Raw genomic sequence first — 16,860 nt, 5'->3', positions numbered from 1 at the left:
ATGTTTGATATTCCATATGTATCTTTTTGAAAATATTTTTTAGCCACTCAAGAGGTAAGCGTAATGCCGGCAGGTAACCATGAGATTAAATGTATGGCGTGTGGTTTAAACTGCCCTATTGAAGCGGAAGATAAAATAGAGCGATCCCTTTGCGGAGAGAGGAAGTTTTCTGTATGGCCAGATAAAAACTATTTTTTTAAGCGAGCGGTGAATGATTTGGTTTTTCGTGAAATTACCTGTTTTTTGCCTGAAGGAATGGTGGTGGTGGATTTCTCCCTCGACAATATTTTGTATTTTCTGCATGAGGAGTGGGCTGAAAAACTGCAGGAGACCGGGCTGAAAGTTATTTTACTCGCGGATAAGAGCATGCTGCCCATGGCTAATTTTTGGATGCTGCGCTCCGGATTATTATGGTCGGTGGTGGAAGTCAACGATAGCTTAAGCAGCTTAATCAAGAAAATAAAACGCATCATGCTGGGGCGAAATCTTCGCTGCCGGCGCACACCGTCGCTGACGGAGCATGAAATGAAGACGCTGCGCCTGCTGGCGGACGGGCATTCCAGCCAGGATATCGCCCGCATCATGGCGTGCGATACCCGCAGCGTCTACCGCTTTCAATACTCTTTATGCAAGAAGTTCGGCGGACTCAATCGCCTGCGCGAGCTGCGCTTCAGGCATAACATACCCGCTCTGGATCGGCAGTGATTAGTCAGAGGCATCGGTAAAGCAGCTGCTTCCTAAGCGATGGTATTTACCCAGTGCGACAATAAATTTTTTATTACCGTATTGAGCCTTAGGATCTTTCCAGCTTTCCCCTGGCAGCATGTAAAATTGCGTTGAACTTTCATCATCACCATTGCATCCTTTCTGGATAACAACTCTAAAAAAGGTGTTACCGGTATTTTTAATAGTGCCTGTTTCTTCGTTTATCTCATACTTGAACTGCGTTTTACGCGGGCGCACGATGAGAATGGTGCTCATAGACACTGAGGGAACGACATCCATTTGTTTCTGATCCTGACGCCAGGGGAAAATCGTAACCGGGGTTTCCTTAAAAATTACCCGATAATATCTCTCAACGGCATCTTTAGGCCCACGGTAATAGAGTTTAAAATATTCCTGGCCATTCGCCTGTACCGTGAACTTCAGCGGCGACCAGACCAGATCTTTATCCTGGCCGGGAACGGGTCTTTCATCTCCATTGCCCGGTCGGGAGATTTTATAAGCCGATATGGTATACAAATTGTTGTTTTTTGTATCATTGACTATTGGCCGGGAGATAAAATCTTTACTGGCATCCATATCATAGATAATAGAGTCAAAGTACACCGCAGACGCGGGCGGCATCCACAGCCCGCATAATCCGATGACAAGGATTTTTTTCATCATACCCCCCGATCGACGCCAATCCAGGTGGCGGTCACTTTCACATCTCCGGTAGCGTTGACGACACCCATCCAGTCATGGCCATTGGTGGTGAACTGTGAATGCGGGTCATCCATCGGAAACAGCAGTTTCAGCGTGGTGGTAAAAAAGAAACCATCGTTAACGTTGGCGTTCCAGGCCGTCTGAACCCAGGCGGCATTGGTCATATCGACAGGATCTTCGCCGCAGCTGTTGCGGACTTTTACCGCTTTACCGGTAGCGGACGTCCATTCGAGGTAGGCCGGGACGGGCACTTTTAGCGTCTCGTCCGCTGAGGTAAACAGGCAGTACGGCAGACCATACATGTTGATGGAGTCGCCGATGACCTGGGCGGTGATGCTATCGGCCTGACGCGATGCGGAGGTGGTGACTTTATACTCAAAGGTGATGGGCTCTTCGCTACCGATCTTGCCGGATGCTTGTGGATGCGAACGTCCGTCGCTGGCGACAATGCTGATGCCGTATTCCCGCGGGATGAGGTTAATTAATGTTGATGGCGTGAACTGATAATAACCCGATTGTGTGGTGACGGCGTTATCAAAATAGAAGGTAAACAGAGAATCCTTGTTGGTTAAATCCGTTCCCGCCTTGAGGACTTTTTGGAAAAAGGCGTTGGACAGGAACACGTAGACGTAGTTACCTGACGGTGTGAAAACCTGGTTATAGTCGACGGTAGTGCTACTGTAGTTGTACCAGGTTGCCCCATCACCGCTGAACCTTACTTCCGATGCGGAAGGAGAGAATCCCAACATTGCCGTATCAATGAGCATCCGGATATCAAGGCTGGAGGTGAGTACTTTGGTCTCCTGTAAATTATAAGACACCATTTTACAGATGATTCCCGAAGCTCTCGACGAACCGCTTCCGGCCTCGCCCATCTGGCATAATTCAGAGCCGAGGTTAACGCTTGGCGTACCGTCGCTGGCAATCCACACTTCAGCCATAGCACCGGTACTGTTTAACTTCAGATGCGAGACCTTTTCGAGGTTGAACGTGTAGTAGCGCCATGTTCCCCCGCTGGGGAGATCTTTACAGCGAACGCCGGAGGCAAAGTCATAATCGGTATTGGAATTCATGTAGCAAAGATTAAGCTGCAAAGAATCGATGGTCCCCACCGGCCGATCGCGAAAATACTCATAGGCCGACTGGCTCAGCGCTCCTGCGCCGTAATAACCGTTTGCTACGGTGTTGCCGGACATCGCGTGATAGTAGCCGTCTTTATCGATGACATCGGGAGAAATATAGCCAGACGCCGGGCAGCTTGAGCCCGTAGACATGCAGCGGATCCCGAGAAACGGCTGGTTAATGGGCGAATTCTCGATCCACAGGTCGAAGTAGCGGTTGGCGTAAGCCCAGCCTACGTAGGTTATATACCCCAGGCTACGCTGGTTAGTCGGATATTTTGTCCAGACGTTGGCTCCGGTGAAGCGCGGGTCGAGGGAGCTGGTGGTGATGAAATATTCGTCATCGACATCATTGTCGATAAACATATAGGAGTTGCTGCCGCTTCCGCTGTTGCTGGGGGTGAGCGCCATAGCCGGCGCGGCCAGCAGCCAGCCGGCCAGCAGCATGATGCTCTGGGGTTTAATAGACATTCTTAACATCTCCAGTCACTGATGCCGTTTGTTGTTGGATCTCACAAGGAATCTCCCCGACCCACACGGCGCCTTTCGCTTCATTCAGATCCAGATCCACTTCGCAAATGCCGCCGAATTTATCGACCAGGGTAATCACTGGATAACGCTTATCGACGTCCATGGCGAACTCACCGAGTTCGTCGGTTCGGGTTTTACCAATGTGGTTATGAATATCGGCGTTGGCGTAGTAACCGCCGCGACGGTCTTTCACCCGGCCAAATACGGTGACCAGCTGTTTGACTTCCGGATTAATCACGCTGACGTTGCCCGGATAGAGCACGACTTTGCTGCGGCGGTCGGTAACGATGTCGACGCTGTCTTCTGAGTTTTTGTCGTTCATCAGCTCCACCTTATATTCCGCGTAAGGCGGAAGGCTGATGAAGTTGCTTTTGCCGGTGAGGGGATAGCTTTGACCGTTGATCTGCGCCATCATCCGGCCCTTGCCGCTGAAATTGGTGTTAACCACCAGGCCTGCGGTTTGGGTACCTTTTCCGGCATAGATATTTTTTTGCGTCCAGGCCACGCTGCCCTGTGAGCTCAGGCTGTAGTTTGAGCTGTGCTGCGATGAGCGGCTGACGGAGACGGTGCCGGCGTTATATTTGGTGTCATAGCTGACGTAACCATTGGTTGCGTAATCGTCGGCGCGATAGCTGCTATCGTCATTTTTATTCTGTTTAATTTGTTTCGAAACCGATGCCCCCACCTGGGTAATGGCGCTGTTGTCGAAGCTCTTTCGCAGCGTGGCGTTAGCCAGCATATTACCGTTCTGGCTGGACACCCCGGTGCTAAGCCAGGTAGAGAAGGGGATAGAGATATCAATATTGACGTACTTATCGCGCAGATTTTCGTGGTTGTTGTACTGATAATTCTGAATACCGGCGCGCAGAGAAATCGTCGCATAGCGATTGGCTAACAGCGATTGATCGTAATCGACGTTGGTATAGGTGCTTCCGGTATATTTATTATTGGTTCGGCTGACGCTCAGCGTACCGAGGAACGGCGCTATTTTGCGCAGGTTAGCGTTAGCGCCTACGGTAAAGTAGTCGTTCTGCTGCATGGGCAGCGCGTTACCGATAGAACCATACTGGCGCGACCCCCACAGGCTGCCGTACCCATCCGGTAAACTCATATTGAAGGTGGAGGTACTCTGCCAGCTGCCGTCGGTAGCGAGCAGCCCCTGCTGGTTAAAGCTGAACGAGTTGTTGAAAATAACGTTCGCTTCCGTTTCATTGACGCCGTTATTGTCAAAACCGTAGAGCGTGGTTTTCAGATTCACGCCGGAAAGCCAGGATTGGTTGGTTGCAGCGGCGACCCCGGCAATCCACGTATTCCGTGTGCCATAATTGATGTTGTAGTTGTGGCGATAGTCCATCTTGTTGTATTCGAGGCTGCCCGCGAAGGTTTGCCATGAGAGATCGCCGGTGACGCTCGATTTTCGGGCGAACGTTTTATTGATGTTCGCCGTCCGGCTGCTGACCACGCGCCCGTTAACGACCACCTGTATATCAACGTTGTAGATGCCAAACGGCAGGCGCGACGTATCCAGTTCGTAGCTGCCCATGGAGAAGTTTTGAATGCTGAGCAGTTTACCGTCACGGTAAACGTGCACTTCACCGGCGGCCGGCAGGAACATCGTTACGGGCACCAGAGCAAGCGTGTTATCTTGCGTTTGTGAACTGCTTTTATTGCCATAGCTGATGCCGTAAATGCGGCTGGAGTTCAGGGCGCTCATGCTGGCGATCGATTGCAGATTCCAGGTATCCACCATCCCCATCGCCAGGCGGCGCCCCTGATAGTCACGTTCGTACATCGAGCGATACAGTTTGCTCTGCTGGTTGCTGGTACCAATACCGTACAGAGAACCGTTGAAGTTCAGATGGTGCTCGCGCAGCGACCAGGTATTGTCCAGCGTCAGGTAGCTACTTGCGCTATCGGTATTCTCATATTTGTTGTAATAGCTTCCCATGGAGTAATTCAGTACGCTGGAGAGGTCCTGCGCAGTGGATTCTCCAAGTACGTTGGTACGCGGCAAAATAGCGGCCTGCATGGCCTCCCGGTTAACCGTCAATTCAAGATAAAATGAACGCGTATCGAGTGATAGCGAGGCGTCTTTGTTGATATAAACGCGCTGACCGTCGCCGATGCTTTTGTCCTGCATCTCGTTAATCAGCGATTTTATTTGCGGCGATAGTTCAGTTCGCTCAGGGAGATCGCTGAGGGTGATCTGGTTCAGGCGAAACTCATTATCCTTGATGGTAAGGATGGCATCAGCGATTTTTTGCTGGCTGCGTTGGGTACTATTATCGCCTTCATAACGAATAAAAACAGGGACCGACATGCCCTGATATAACGCGTTAGCAAATACCGAAGGAATAACATAGTTACTGACTTTAACTGGCGCTGTAGCATTAGCTGCCCAACCCTGGTTTACCGTAAGCAATAACCCAGCGAACAACGTCCCTTTGACATAACCAAGATTATCCATAATGTTACTCAGTTTACATTTATATATTGCTCACCGTGCCATATTCCAATTCGCGTTTTTTTGTTGGTGAGATCGGTATGCTTTATTTTTACGCTGACACCAGGCATGGCATAATAGCGTTCACGGCAGCCTTGACCCTCATCCTTCGCTTTATCACGACAGGGCCCGTAGGAGATAACGCGGAATGAAGCGTTGCCGGTATTGGTCACCGTGTCATTATCGCGACGATAGTCAAATCTTTCTTCACGCGGCGCGACCACCAGAATGGTACCAATAATGGCAGAGGTCGTTGCCTCACCCTGTTTTTTCTTTTTACTGGCTTCGAACTCGGTCACAGGCTCATCGGTCCAGGATATGCGGTAATAACGTTCCTGGTTGTCCTGAGGTCCTTTGTAAAAAAAACGAAAGTTCTCTTTGGCATTTCCGGGTAATATCAGGCTGGCTGGCGTTGATAATAATTCCGATCTGCTCGCCATCGGGATAACAGTGCCGCCGGCCATAGGCGATGAAATACGCTCCACGCTGACGCTAATGTAACGCGCCGTATCGGTGGTATTAATGATTTCTTTTGCCAGAGTCGAGGCATCCGGCCCCATTATTGAGGTGACGTCTCCGACATTAATTGCATGGGAGGAGGGCGTCACGGTGAATAAGAAGAGAGAGAGTAATAATGGATTCAGTTTCATGGCGCATCCTTATAAGGAGGCCGAAGCCTCCTTGTCATACCGGACAGGTGTTGGCTACACCTGATTAGATAGTCCAGACCGCGTTGAACTGAACGCGAACGTCGCCGCTCCAGTAACCGTCGGTTAAATCTTTGAACTCAGCGGCGGTGCTGCCGTCAGAAGTCGCGGAGTCGACAGTGAAATCGAAGGAACCCTGAGTGCTGACGCGATCGGCGCCTGCGAAGGCGGTAGCGACAGCCAGCGCATCCAGACCCGCGGAGATGTTGTTGGCGGTATCAATCATCGTTACCGGGGTGGTTTTGTTCAGCGCGTTGCCGTTCCAGCTCACACCGACGGCCAGAGTAGAGGCATCAGTGGTACGGCTCAGGGTGTTGCTGACGATCTGAGAGGTCAGCGTGAAGTCGGTCGCGCCAGACTGGCCCTGGATGGTGATGTCAAAAGCGCCTTTCTGGGCGTTAAACGCTTCAATCCCTTCAGCGTACTGGAAGTTCAGGGATTTCAGCGGAGTGACAACCAGCGCGCTGGTGGTGTCTTTAGTTGCGCTTGCATCCCAGCTTGCAGTGGCGGAAGTGGTCACGTCAGCCATTGCGTTGGAAGAGATAAGAGCCGCAGCCACAACACCCGCTAATACGATTTTTTTCATTTTAAATTTCCTGAGAATAATTAAGTTAGTTCCATTTATGGAGTTATTGCTACAAATACTGATAATGACTTTATCCAGATAGAATAATGTTTAACTTCCCTCTGCCTCCCATCTTATTCTGCAAGCTGAGCTTGATTGCGTAGATCCTTTTTTCTGCCATCTGCAATTCGTTGGCTATTTGCTTAACCGACTTTTCTGCGAGTAAAAGATCGAGAACCAGCACTTCCTGGTCGCTGAGTTTTTGGCGGTAACCTCGACCATCTCTTTGACCGAGAAACGAAAGCTGTATTTTCTTTTCAATCTCGTCTCGGGTATCGCTGGTGTTGATAATCGAAACTATCTGCTGACAGCGGTGTTTCCAGAACAGCGCCAGCGGCTGCGCTAACCTGTCGGCAATCAAAACTATCCGCAACCCTGTTTTGATCAGATATTCAATCCATTTATCATTGGTGAATAATCTGATGTTGTAGCGAGAAAAATCAACAAAAATAAATCCAGAATTAGAGAAGTTGTAGTGCTTGTTAATTAAAAAACAATGCACACCATTTTTTAAATAGACGTTTTTATCGGGCCATACGCAATAGCGAGTTTCAATGCAGTTAATCGATTTTATCGTAGGTCGTGGATAGATTTCGCATTGATACTGACAGCTTATGCAGTATACCTTCTCATATTTCTGTGGAGCCATATGTCGATTTATTTCCCTATATTGTATTACCCTATCGTTCAATGATGTGGCTATATTATGGCTAGTTAATAAATGTGACAACTTTAATTTCTGGAGAGTTATATAGATGAAAAATGTGTAAATTCTTAAGGGCTGAAATTGACTGGGTTGATACTAACCTACTATTCTGAATAAGAAAAATCTTAAGGAGCAGGATTTTATGTCGATAGCCCTTTAAGAATTATCCATGGTGACCAGGAATTTTCTCGCTGAATGGGGGAGAATTGGTTAAAAAAAAACAGCACAATAAGTCAAAAAAAATGCTATCTCATCGCTGTTTGTTAATTTTGTGTTTTTGTTTTGTTTTATTCTGTGGTGTTTATTCTGTAATCGCCTGTTTTTTGTAAGGGAAATTTGCGATATTTTGGATTGTGGGGGAAAGGACTGTCTGGCGAAATATGATCTGGCGTACAAAACAGGGCGTTTTTAAGAACTAAAACGCGTCGGCGCTTGAAAAGGAGCGAATCAGAAGGATGTGCTAAATCTTAACCGGAAGAAGCGGACAAATGCTTCTCGGGGAGACGGGGCGCTGTAGCCTGAACGGGCTCTGCCTGCAGGCCGCCGTAGCGCCACCGGGACGATGGCAGCGTGAATGTGCAGACAAATGAGCCAATACTTTCGATGCGCCCCGGGCGCTTACGCCCCTTTCAGCAGAGGAAGCAGGTGATTCTCGGTAAGAGGAGCAAGCTTAATATGCCGATCCTGGCCCGGCGTATACCAGATAACTTCTTCTATTTCTGCCGTCGGTGTAAAGCTCGCTCTGTTGGTGGCTATCTGAAAGATATCCGCCGAGACCGTATGGCCCGGCTCGTTTGCCGCCGTATCGGTGAAGCGGCCTAACGGGACCAGTTCTTCAGGTGAGACGATGAAGTTGAGCTCCTCTTCGAGCTCGCGGATCAGCGCCGCTTCCGGGGCTTCCCCGATTTCAGGTTTTCCACCGGGCTGCATAAAGTACTCAGTCCCTCGTTTGCGTACTAAAAGACAGCGTCCTTGGCCGTCGGCGATCACTGCCGCCGCGATATGAATATTTTTTATTGTGTTCAAGAGATACCCCAGTTATATGCCGATGATGTTCAACGGCCGGCGTACGTTTCATCTCTCGTGAAACAACGCCGACGCTATCATGATAGCGACCTTAGCGTGCTAATCAATCCCGTCGATTCTCGCAAAACCTGCTGACGGCGCAGGCGGGGCTCATTTATGATAGCCTGCGAAATATAACGTCTATGCGGGAAGTGCAGCCTCTATGTCAATTCAGAAAATCGCTCGCCTGGCGGGCGTCTCGGTGGCGACGGTATCGCGGGTATTGAATAACAGCGATACCGTTAAAGCGAAGAATCGCGAACGTGTGCTGCAGGCGATTAAAGAGAGTAACTACCAGCCTAATCTGCTGGCCCGCCAGCTGCGAACGGCCCGCAGCAATATGATTCTGGTGATGGTCTCTAATATCGCCAACCCCTTTTGCGCCGAGGTGGTCAAGGGCATTGAAGAAGAGGCGGAAAAGAACGGCTACCGGATCCTGCTGTGTAATTCAGGTTCGGATTTAGCCCGTTCAACCTCGGGGCTGCAGCTGCTCTCCGGCAAAATGGTCGACGGCATCATCACCATGAACGCGCTCTCCAGCCTGCCGGAACTCACCACCATGATCGGCGACGCGCCCTGGGTGCAGTGCGCGGAATATGCCGATAACGGCAGCATCTCCTGCGTCGGCATCAACGACGTCGACGCGGCGCAGGGCGCCGTTTCCCGGCTGGTTGACGGCGGGCGTAAACGCATTGCTTTAATCAACCACGATCTCAGCTATCGCTACTCGCGCCTGCGCGAGCGCGGCTATAAAAGCGTTCTGCACGTTCGCGAACTGGCGTATCAACAGGTGATCTACGCCAGCGATCTGAGCGCCGCGGCCGGTAAACAGGCGATGGAGACGCTGCTGGCGCAGGAAGAGCAGCCGGACGCGGTGTTTGCCGTCTCTGATTCGCTGGCGGCGGGCGCGCTGCGGGCTATCGCTCAGGCCGGAATGCGGGTGCCGGAAGATATTGCGGTGGTCGGTTTTGATGGCACCGAACTGGCTGAAGTGGTATCGCCGCAGCTGACCACCGTGGAACAGCCTTCGCGCGAGATTGGCCGTACGGCGGTCACGCTGCTGATGAAAAGAATCGACAATCCCGACGCCGCGGTCGAGCGGGTGATGATGGACTGGCGCGTCATTTCCCGCGCCAGTGCCTGAGGATATTACTGAGACACCGCGCCCGCCAGCGAACGAATGTCGTTACCGGTAGGGGACTGATGGATCCGCAGGCCGAATTCGTCAACCACGGCATAGACGTGATCGAATATATCCGCCTGAATGCTTTCATATTCCGCCCACACCACGGTGTTGGTGAAGCAGTAAATCTCAATCGGCAGGCCGCTGGCGTCCGGCGCCAGCTGGCGCACCATCAGCGTCATATCTTTGCGGATGCGCGGATGATTACGCAAATACTCCTGCAAATAGGCGCGGAAGGTGCCGATATTGGTCATCCTGCGCTGATTCAATATCGATTGATCGGCGGCGTTCTGCTGGTTCCACAGGCTGATTTCCTGATGACGTGAATCCATATACGGCTTCAGCAGCCTGGCCTGAATTAAGCGCTGCTGCTCCTGTTCATCAAGAAAATGAATGCTGGTGGTATCGATATTCAGGCTGCGCTTAATGCGGCGACCGCCGGATGCCGACATACCGCTCCAGTTTTTAAACGAGTCGGAAACCAGCGACCAGGTTGGAATGGTGGTGATGGTGTTATCCCAGTTGCGTACCTTCACCGTGGTCAGGCCGATGTCAATCACCGCGCCATCGGCGCCATATTTTGGCATCTCCAGCCAGTCGCCGAGCTTGAGCATATCGTTGGCGGAGAGCTGAATTCCCGCCACCAGGCCAAGAATAGGATCTTTGAATACCAGCATCAGTACCGCGGCCATCGCGCCGAGTCCGCTAATCAGAATCGCCGGCGACTGGCCAATCAGTAAGGAGATAACCAGAATGCCGACAATAATCGCGCAGACCAGCTTAATACCCTGAAATATCCCTTTAAGCGGCAGCTGAGAAGCGGTGGCGAATTTCTGCGATAAATTGAACACCACGTCCAGCAGCGAAAAGAAGGATAGCATCGCGTAGATCATCACCCACAGCTGCGCGCAGGTGGTGAGTATTTCCGCGGCCTCGCTGCCTTTTTGCAGCCACAACACCGCCTGCACGTTGACGATAATCCCCTGCAGGGTGAAGGCCAGACGATGAAACAGTTTGTTCTGGGTAATAATTTGCAGCCACAGGTGGCTACTGGCCTTCGCCCGCTTTTCGAAGGTGCGCAGCACCACTTTGTGCAGAATAAGATGAACGACAATCGCCGTCAGAAAAATAATGCCGAAGATAATAATGAGTGAGGTGGTGGGGGTAATTTTGATGCCTAATGCGGCGATTTGCGATATGAATTCCTGCATAACGTCTCCTTTACATCCAGCGGTTATGATGACCGCTGGATGTCTATTATGCAAATCGCAGGTTACGCCGTTGTGAATTATGGGGTCGCTACCGCCGGACGGACGTTAAGGTGATGGCGTAGCCACAGCGCGATGGCGCCCAGTACCAGCATCATCACCACTTCCACCGCCAGGAAATCGATCAGCGCCCGCGGATAGTCGCCGCCGCTGCGCTGGGCAAGGGTTAAGAATAGCGACCCGAGAATTGCCGGGCCCAGGCCCAGCGTCGCCTGCTGCAGAGTGCTGAGAATCGCGCTCCCGGCCCCGGCGTCGCAGGCGCTGATATCGCGCATCCCGATACGGTAAAAGCTGTTGACGATCAGCGCCTGCCCGTAGCCGATAAGCGCCGTGGAGGGGACCAGCGCCAGGGTGGTGGTGTGGATACCAAGGCGATAAAAGGTCGCGCTCAGCAGCAGCAGGCCGACAATCTGCACCGACAGGCCGGTCAGCAAAATGCGCCCCATGCTGTAGCGGGCAATCAGCTTCGGCGCGTACAGCGCGGAGATGAAGTAGGCCACGCCGAGCGCGATAAAGCTGTTGCCGGACTGCCACGGCGCCATCCCCAGACCGGCCTGCATGGTCAGCGCCATGCAGAACATAAACCCGGACCAGGCGCTGAAAAAGAGCAGGGCGATGGCCATGCCAAAGCGAATGCTGGTGAGCTTCAGCAGGCGAGGCGGCAACAGCGGCTGCTCGCCGCGCTGCTGTTTGCTCAGCGCGCTGGCCCGCATCCAGACCAGCAGCGGCAGCACCGCAGCTAACATCAGCTGCAGCGTCCACGGCCAGTGCAGCTCCGGCCCCAGCGCCATCGGAAACAGCAGGCAGCAGAGGATTAGCGCAAGGCTGAAGGTGCCCTGCCAGTCGATGCGCGAATGCGCTTCGCGCCGGGTCTCCGGAACGTATCGCGGGCTAAAGGCCAGCACCAGCAGGCAGATCGGCACGTTAATAAAGAAGGCATTTCGCCAGCCTAAACCGGCGATATCCGCCGAGACCAGCCAGCCGCCGCCCATCTGACCGACGATAAAGGCGATTCCGCCAATGCCGCCGTAGAGGCTGATGGCCCGGGCGTGGGCGGTGCCTTTGAGGGTGATATGCAGCGTAGCGAGAATCTGCGGCACGATCAGGGCCGCGCCGGCGCCCTGGACCGCGCGCGCCGCCAGCAGCGTGGAGATGGAGTTCGCCATCCCGCACAGCAGGGAGGCGACGCCAAAAATCGCCACGCCCCACATAAACAGACGGCGGCGGCCATAGTTATCGCCAAGCTTGCTGCCCATCGCCAGGCAAACGGCAAAGGCGACGCCGTACAGCGCGACGATCAGCTCCAGCTGGGTGGCGCTGGCGTTCAGCGACTGGGTGATGGAGTCCAGCGCGACGTTGGCGATCGAGGTGTCGATCAGCGGCAGCATCTGGCCGGTCAACAGAAGGAATAAACCGGCGCGGCCGGGTGAAACAGCAGACGAATTCATCGGATCTCTCCATTGCGTCATTCAGCGGATGGCCGTAGCATCACCGATAAATTAAACGGGTACCAGTTCCTGCTTATACTGGTATTGGCACTACCATGCTGGAGGTTTTATGACGACCATGCCGCAACGTGAATCGACGATCGCCGCGCCCGATGACGGCCGTAAACAGCTGGGGGCGTTTCTGCGCGCCCGGCGTGAGAGCCTCGATCCGCAGCGCCTGGGGTTACCTCGCGTCGGCCGGCGGCGCACGCCGGGCCTGCGGCGGGAAGAGGTGGCGATGCTGGCGGAGGTCGGAGTCACCTGGTACACCTGGCTTGAGCAGGGGCGGGAAGTGAATCCGTCCGAGGCCGTGCTGGTGTCGGTGGCGAACGCGCTGCAGTGCAGCCCGCTGGAGACCCGACATCTGTTTGTCCTGGCCGGACTGACGCCGCCGGAAGCCGCGCAGGTCACGGTATGCGAAGGCATCAGCCCCGGCACCCGGCGGATGCTCGATAGCCTGATGCCGCAGCCCGCCAGTATTCAGAAGCCGAGCTTTGATATTGTGGCGTGGAACGACAGCTTCTGCCGCCTGATGGGCATCGATTTCGCCACCATTCCGGAAGAGGATCGCAACTGCATTTATCTGTATCTGACCAATGAAACCTGGCGCAGCCGCATCGAGAATCGCGACGTGCTGGCGACGTTTGTCTCCTATTTCCGCGCGGCGATGGCGGAGCACCGCGGCGATCCGCTGTGGGAGAATAAGCTGGCGCGCTTTTTCGCCGCGTCGGCGGAGTTCGAGGCGCTCTGGCATCAGCGCTATGAGGTGCGCGGGGTGGAAAATCAGGTGAAACACTTTAACCATCCGCAGCTCGGACGCTTCAGCCTGCAGCAGATGTACTGGTACTCGGCCCCGCGCAACGGTTCGCGCCTGCTGGTCTATTTGCCGATGGATGAAACGGGCGAGCGGGCGCTGGCGTGGCTGCACACACACTAACGGAATGCTTATGAACGTGACCCGAAAAGAGCAGCGCATTATTCAGCGTACGCTCAACGCCTGGCGGTCATTGGCCGCTATGCGGAGCGCATCTGGCACGTGGAGGTATCCTGGCTGCAAAATACTGCGGGCTATCCCCGGGGGCGGCGCTTGACGCGCCTTACCCGGGCTACGGGTTCCCACAGTGTGTAATTTTGTAGCCCGGATAAGGCGACAGCCGCAATCCGGGGATCATCCTGACGTAAAAGAAAAGCAGAGAATTAAATCTCGGTAATGGTCGTCGCCTGCGGCAGGCGTGATTTCGGCAGCGTAGCGTTGAAGTCTTCGACGCTATGATGGCCGACCGGCACCACCACCAGGCTGGTGTAGCCCTGGGCTTTCAGGTCGAATTCGGCATCGAGAATCGCGAAATCGACGCCTTCAATCGGCACGGCGTCCAGGCCCATTGCCGCCACGCCCAGCAGGAAGTTGCCGACGTTGAGATAAACCTGCTTCGCCATCCACTGATCGTCGTCGTGCAGCTCTTTGCGGTGCATATCGGCAAAGAAGGTGCGGCCTTTATGGTTCGCGGCTTTGGCGTCGGCGTTTGCGAAGCGGCCATCGGCCTCTTCCTGGTTCACCACGCGCTCAAGCCAGGCGTCATCCATCGCGGTTTTAGCGCAGAACACCACCACGTGGGAGGCATCGAGAATTTTACGTTCGTTAAACACGTAGGTGCCGCTCGCCGCTTTGGCAACGCGCGCTTTGCCTTCATCGCTGCTGGCAACGATAAAGTGCCACGGCTGGGAGTTGGTGCTTGACGGGCTGTACTGCAGCAGCGTTTTCAGGTTTTCCGCCTGCTCGGCAGTTAGCTTTTTGGTGGCGTCAAATGCCTTGGTGGAGTAGCGCTTTAAGGCAACCGATACGATATCCATACTCTTCCTCACTGTTTACAACCCCTTGCGGGTGCGTTTCGTGAAGGAAGAGTACAGCGATGGCGGGCAAATGATAAGGGGCAAAAATGCGATAACACTTATCGCGCAGCGCTGAAAATCACCCCGGACGTAGGCGCTGCTGCTCTTTTTTGCTGAGTTTATCGACGATCAGATTCCACGAATCATCGATCAGCTCCGCCAGCAGATCCACGCTGATGTCCTCGCCGGGAACTACGGTGATCCAGTGCTTTTTGTTCATGTGATAGCCGGGCTCGATGCTGCGGTAAATGGCCTGATGAAGCAGCGATTTTTGCGGATCGCACTTCAGGTTGACCAGCGCGCGGCCGCGTACCGTTGCGGTGAGCATAAAAATCTTCCCGCCGACTTTAAACACATCGTACTCCGGGCCAAACGGCCAGCAGTGCTCGGTAAAGGGGAGCTCCAGCGCGATACGATGCGCGTTGTCATGCAGCGAGCGGTGATCCATCAGCTATTGTCCTCGGCAAGGGCCTGCCACATGGCTTCAAAGCCCAGCTCGACAAAACGGACGGCGCGCTCCGGCTCGTGGCTGGCGTATTCAATGGTGGTTTCGGCCAGCGAAAGAAACAACGCATCGCCGAAGGTACGGTACTCGTCGGATTGAAAAACGGGTTTGATTGAGCGCTGGCACAGTTCATTGAGCTCGGGAAACATCTCCTGGACGCGGTTGCGGGTTTCGTCGGTGATCCGTTCACTCAGCGCCATCCGGCGAATCGCTTTATGCTCCATGGGGTTACGTACGCCCCAGCCGATATAGCTATTCCAGATATTGCGCGTGTTCTCTTTTGGCCGGGTTTCGTTCGGGTTGAGACCCGCGATCATTGTCTGAACCAGGTCTGCTTTTATGGTCAGATAAAGCTCGTTGAGCAAATCGTCCTTGGTGGCAAAGTAGCGAAACAGCGTACCCTCGGCAACCCCGGCGCTGCGGGCGATGGCGGAGGTTGAGGCGGCGATTCCCGATTGGGCAAAGGCGGCGGTTGCGGCCTCCAGTAACGCTTGCTTTTTATCTTCACTCTTAGGACGAGCCACTACACTTTACCTCACTCATAATAAAACCACGATCTAAGCACGCCCGGTATGGGCGCTGCAACGCTGTCTGTCAAAATTTGAAAATCGTCTTGACGACTTTCAGCTTCTTCCTAATAATGAGTGCTTACTCACTCATAATCAAGCCTTATAACAAAAACCTCCAGGAAGGGGGATTTCGCCAGGTCAGGATATGAACCGTGTCACTTTCAGCGTGGTCGCCATCATGTTATTAGCGTCAGCAACAACTATGCCGTTTGTGTTAAATGCCGGATTTGGTCAGGCGCCGCAGGGCGCGCAGCTCAGCCTGGTGGAGCAGTCGCCGCACTATCATGACGGTCAGTTTCACAATCAGCTTCCGACGCCTGGCTTTACCGGGCAAAAAAATATGCTGGCCGCATGGTGGGAGTTTCTGGTCGCCAAACGTGAAAATGCCAGACCGGCCCAGCCGCTGCCGCTGGTGAACACCGATCTGGCCAGCCTGCCGTCAGGGCAGGACGTGATGGTCTGGCTCGGTCACTCCTCCTGGTATCTGCAGCTGGCGGGCAAACGCATCCTGATCGATCCCGTATTTAGCAACTATGCCGCACCGTTTTCGTTTATTAATAAGGCCTTTGCCGGGGATTACCCGTGGCACGCTGAGGGCATGCCGGATATCGACCTGCTGATTATCTCGCACGATCATTACGACCACCTCGATTACGCCACCATCAAAGCTCTGATGCCGAAGGTCAAGCGCGTGGTGACGCCGCTGGGCGTGGGGTCGCACCTGCGCTACTGGGGAATGGAGAGCGCGATCATCAGCGAGGCGGACTGGAATCAGTCGGTGCAGGTGAGCGATGAGCTAACGGTACACGTCCTGCCCGCGCGCCACTTTTCCGGCCGCGGCCTCAAGCGCAACCAGACCCTGTGGGCCAGCTTTATGTTCGTTACCCCGCAGCAGAAAATTTACTACAGCGGCGACAGCGGCTACGGCCCGCACTTTAAAGCCATCGGCGAACAGTTTGGCGAAGTGGATTTAGCGATCATGGAAAACGGTCAGTATGACCAGGACTGGAAGTACATCCACATGATGCCGGAAGAGACGGCGCAAGCCGCTGACGATGTTCATGCACGCGCGGTGCTGCCGGGTCACGCCGGGCGCTTCGTGCTGGCAAAACACACATGGGACGATCCGTACAAAAGGCTGGCGGAGGCCAGCACAGGGCGACCGTGGCGACTGCTGACGCCAATGTTGGGTGAGCCGGTTTGGGTCGCCGATAAAACGCAATCATTTAACGCCTGGTGGCGCTAACGATGAGAGTGGTTCAGGAGGAGAGA

The 16,860-nt window shown here is 53.7% G+C and carries 16 protein-coding genes; 4 read left to right on the top strand and 12 right to left on the bottom strand.

The features are described from left to right. Window positions 1–63 precede the first annotated feature (63 nt). Window positions 64–705 (top strand): LuxR C-terminal-related transcriptional regulator, encoded by a 642-nt coding sequence (locus tag ABLU88_RS20405; RefSeq protein WP_348837767.1) that lies wholly within the window; start codon window positions 64–66, stop codon window positions 703–705. On the opposite strand, the gene ABLU88_RS20400 is transcribed toward ABLU88_RS20405, so the two are convergent. The 7 genes from ABLU88_RS20400 to ABLU88_RS20370 form a co-directional block, all read right to left on the bottom strand. Continuing rightward, complete coding sequence (locus tag ABLU88_RS20400; RefSeq protein ID WP_064358058.1) at window positions 706–1,389, bottom strand: fimbria/pilus periplasmic chaperone; 684 nt, start codon at window positions 1,387–1,389, stop codon at window positions 706–708. After that, window positions 1,386–3,020 carry a fimbrial protein gene (locus ABLU88_RS20395; RefSeq protein ID WP_109241139.1) on the bottom strand — a complete coding sequence of 545 codons (1,635 nt, stop codon included), beginning with the start codon at window positions 3,018–3,020 and terminating at the stop codon, window positions 1,386–1,388. The genes ABLU88_RS20400 and ABLU88_RS20395 overlap by 4 nt, the downstream gene beginning before the upstream one ends. Continuing rightward, window positions 3,010–5,547, bottom strand: coding sequence for a TcfC E-set like domain-containing protein (locus ABLU88_RS20390; protein WP_170911960.1), 2,538 nt, complete (start codon window positions 5,545–5,547; stop codon window positions 3,010–3,012). The genes ABLU88_RS20395 and ABLU88_RS20390 overlap by 11 nt, the downstream gene beginning before the upstream one ends. Before the next feature lie 8 nt (window positions 5,548–5,555). Then, entirely contained in the window at window positions 5,556–6,233 is a 678-nt protein-coding gene (locus tag ABLU88_RS20385; RefSeq protein WP_348837764.1) for a hypothetical protein, read from the bottom strand. Window positions 6,234–6,297: 64 nt separating this feature from the next. Beyond that, window positions 6,298–6,876: a common pilus major fimbrillin subunit EcpA gene (locus tag ABLU88_RS20380; RefSeq protein WP_004111140.1), complete on the bottom strand. Its 579-nt coding sequence runs from the start codon at window positions 6,874–6,876 to the stop codon at window positions 6,298–6,300. Between the two features lie 70 nt (window positions 6,877–6,946). After that, window positions 6,947–7,564: a LuxR C-terminal-related transcriptional regulator gene (locus ABLU88_RS20375; RefSeq protein WP_348837762.1), complete on the bottom strand. Its 618-nt coding sequence runs from the start codon at window positions 7,562–7,564 to the stop codon at window positions 6,947–6,949. A 675-nt stretch (window positions 7,565–8,239) separates the two neighbouring features. Beyond that, window positions 8,240–8,638 (bottom strand): NUDIX domain-containing protein, encoded by a 399-nt coding sequence (locus ABLU88_RS20370; protein ID WP_025107080.1) that lies wholly within the window; start codon window positions 8,636–8,638, stop codon window positions 8,240–8,242. Window positions 8,639–8,849: 211 nt separating this feature from the next. Between ABLU88_RS20370 and ABLU88_RS20365 the strand changes: the two genes are divergently transcribed. After that, on the top strand, window positions 8,850–9,830 hold the full coding sequence (locus tag ABLU88_RS20365; protein WP_014228283.1) for a LacI family DNA-binding transcriptional regulator: 981 nt from the start codon (window positions 8,850–8,852) through the stop codon (window positions 9,828–9,830). Between the two features lie 5 nt (window positions 9,831–9,835). Here the strand turns inward: ABLU88_RS20365 and ABLU88_RS20360 are convergent, their stop codons facing one another. Both ABLU88_RS20360 and ABLU88_RS20355 read right to left on the bottom strand, forming a co-directional pair. Then, on the bottom strand, window positions 9,836–11,080 hold the full coding sequence (locus ABLU88_RS20360; protein WP_014837733.1) for a mechanosensitive ion channel family protein: 1,245 nt from the start codon (window positions 11,078–11,080) through the stop codon (window positions 9,836–9,838). Window positions 11,081–11,157: 77 nt separating this feature from the next. Next, window positions 11,158–12,585: an MFS transporter gene (locus tag ABLU88_RS20355; protein WP_014228284.1), complete on the bottom strand. Its 1,428-nt coding sequence runs from the start codon at window positions 12,583–12,585 to the stop codon at window positions 11,158–11,160. Between the two features lie 109 nt (window positions 12,586–12,694). Here ABLU88_RS20355 and ABLU88_RS20350 point away from each other — a divergent pair, with 109 nt between their 5' ends. Next, window positions 12,695–13,561 (top strand): helix-turn-helix transcriptional regulator, encoded by an 867-nt coding sequence (locus ABLU88_RS20350; protein WP_109241138.1) that lies wholly within the window; start codon window positions 12,695–12,697, stop codon window positions 13,559–13,561. A gap of 260 nt (window positions 13,562–13,821) precedes the next feature. Here the strand turns inward: ABLU88_RS20350 and nfsB are convergent, their stop codons facing one another. From nfsB to ABLU88_RS20335, 3 genes are all read right to left on the bottom strand, one after another. Further along, window positions 13,822–14,475: an oxygen-insensitive NAD(P)H nitroreductase gene (nfsB, locus tag ABLU88_RS20345; RefSeq protein WP_014228307.1), complete on the bottom strand. Its 654-nt coding sequence runs from the start codon at window positions 14,473–14,475 to the stop codon at window positions 13,822–13,824. A gap of 118 nt (window positions 14,476–14,593) precedes the next feature. After that, window positions 14,594–14,962: an MmcQ/YjbR family DNA-binding protein gene (locus ABLU88_RS20340; RefSeq protein ID WP_014228308.1), complete on the bottom strand. Its 369-nt coding sequence runs from the start codon at window positions 14,960–14,962 to the stop codon at window positions 14,594–14,596. Further along, entirely contained in the window at window positions 14,962–15,543 is a 582-nt protein-coding gene (locus tag ABLU88_RS20335; RefSeq protein ID WP_004848568.1) for a TetR/AcrR family transcriptional regulator, read from the bottom strand. Before ABLU88_RS20335 ends, ABLU88_RS20340 begins: the two co-directional genes overlap by 1 nt. A 190-nt stretch (window positions 15,544–15,733) precedes the next feature. On the opposite strand from ABLU88_RS20335, the gene ABLU88_RS20330 reads away from it, so the two are divergent. After that, window positions 15,734–16,834 (top strand): MBL fold metallo-hydrolase, encoded by a 1,101-nt coding sequence (locus ABLU88_RS20330; RefSeq protein WP_348837757.1) that lies wholly within the window; start codon window positions 15,734–15,736, stop codon window positions 16,832–16,834. The last annotated feature ends 26 nt before the right edge of the window (window positions 16,835–16,860 follow it).

The sequence above is a fragment of the Klebsiella sp. GW_Kp182 genome (assembly GCF_040062275.1).
Taxonomy (GTDB): Bacteria; Pseudomonadota; Gammaproteobacteria; order Enterobacterales; family Enterobacteriaceae; genus Klebsiella; species Klebsiella michiganensis.
The sequence above is the reverse complement of the archived record's forward strand: the minus strand, read 5'-3'. Positions and strand labels throughout refer to the sequence as shown.

What these genes read in the sequence shown, in the direction of transcription:
- ABLU88_RS20385 (WP_348837764.1), bottom strand. Translation starts at nt 6,233, where the DNA reads ATGAAACTGAATCCATTATTACTCTCTCTCTTCTTATTCACCGTGACG.
- ABLU88_RS20350 (WP_109241138.1), top strand. Translation starts at nt 12,695, where the DNA reads ATGACGACCATGCCGCAACGTGAATCGACGATCGCCGCGCCCGATGAC.
- ABLU88_RS20380 (WP_004111140.1), bottom strand. Translation starts at nt 6,876, where the DNA reads ATGAAAAAAATCGTATTAGCGGGTGTTGTGGCTGCGGCTCTTATCTCT.
- ABLU88_RS20405 (WP_348837767.1), top strand. Translation starts at nt 64, where the DNA reads ATGCCGGCAGGTAACCATGAGATTAAATGTATGGCGTGTGGTTTAAAC.
- ABLU88_RS20390 (WP_170911960.1), bottom strand. Translation starts at nt 5,547, where the DNA reads ATGGATAATCTTGGTTATGTCAAAGGGACGTTGTTCGCTGGGTTATTG.
- nfsB (WP_014228307.1), bottom strand. Translation starts at nt 14,475, where the DNA reads ATGGATATCGTATCGGTTGCCTTAAAGCGCTACTCCACCAAGGCATTT.
- ABLU88_RS20400 (WP_064358058.1), bottom strand. Translation starts at nt 1,389, where the DNA reads ATGATGAAAAAAATCCTTGTCATCGGATTATGCGGGCTGTGGATGCCG.
- ABLU88_RS20340 (WP_014228308.1), bottom strand. Translation starts at nt 14,962, where the DNA reads ATGGATCACCGCTCGCTGCATGACAACGCGCATCGTATCGCGCTGGAG.
- ABLU88_RS20330 (WP_348837757.1), top strand. Translation starts at nt 15,734, where the DNA reads ATGAACCGTGTCACTTTCAGCGTGGTCGCCATCATGTTATTAGCGTCA.
- ABLU88_RS20355 (WP_014228284.1), bottom strand. Translation starts at nt 12,585, where the DNA reads ATGAATTCGTCTGCTGTTTCACCCGGCCGCGCCGGTTTATTCCTTCTG.
- ABLU88_RS20360 (WP_014837733.1), bottom strand. Translation starts at nt 11,080, where the DNA reads ATGCAGGAATTCATATCGCAAATCGCCGCATTAGGCATCAAAATTACC.
- ABLU88_RS20395 (WP_109241139.1), bottom strand. Translation starts at nt 3,020, where the DNA reads ATGTCTATTAAACCCCAGAGCATCATGCTGCTGGCCGGCTGGCTGCTG.
- ABLU88_RS20365 (WP_014228283.1), top strand. Translation starts at nt 8,850, where the DNA reads ATGTCAATTCAGAAAATCGCTCGCCTGGCGGGCGTCTCGGTGGCGACG.
- ABLU88_RS20375 (WP_348837762.1), bottom strand. Translation starts at nt 7,564, where the DNA reads ATGGCTCCACAGAAATATGAGAAGGTATACTGCATAAGCTGTCAGTAT.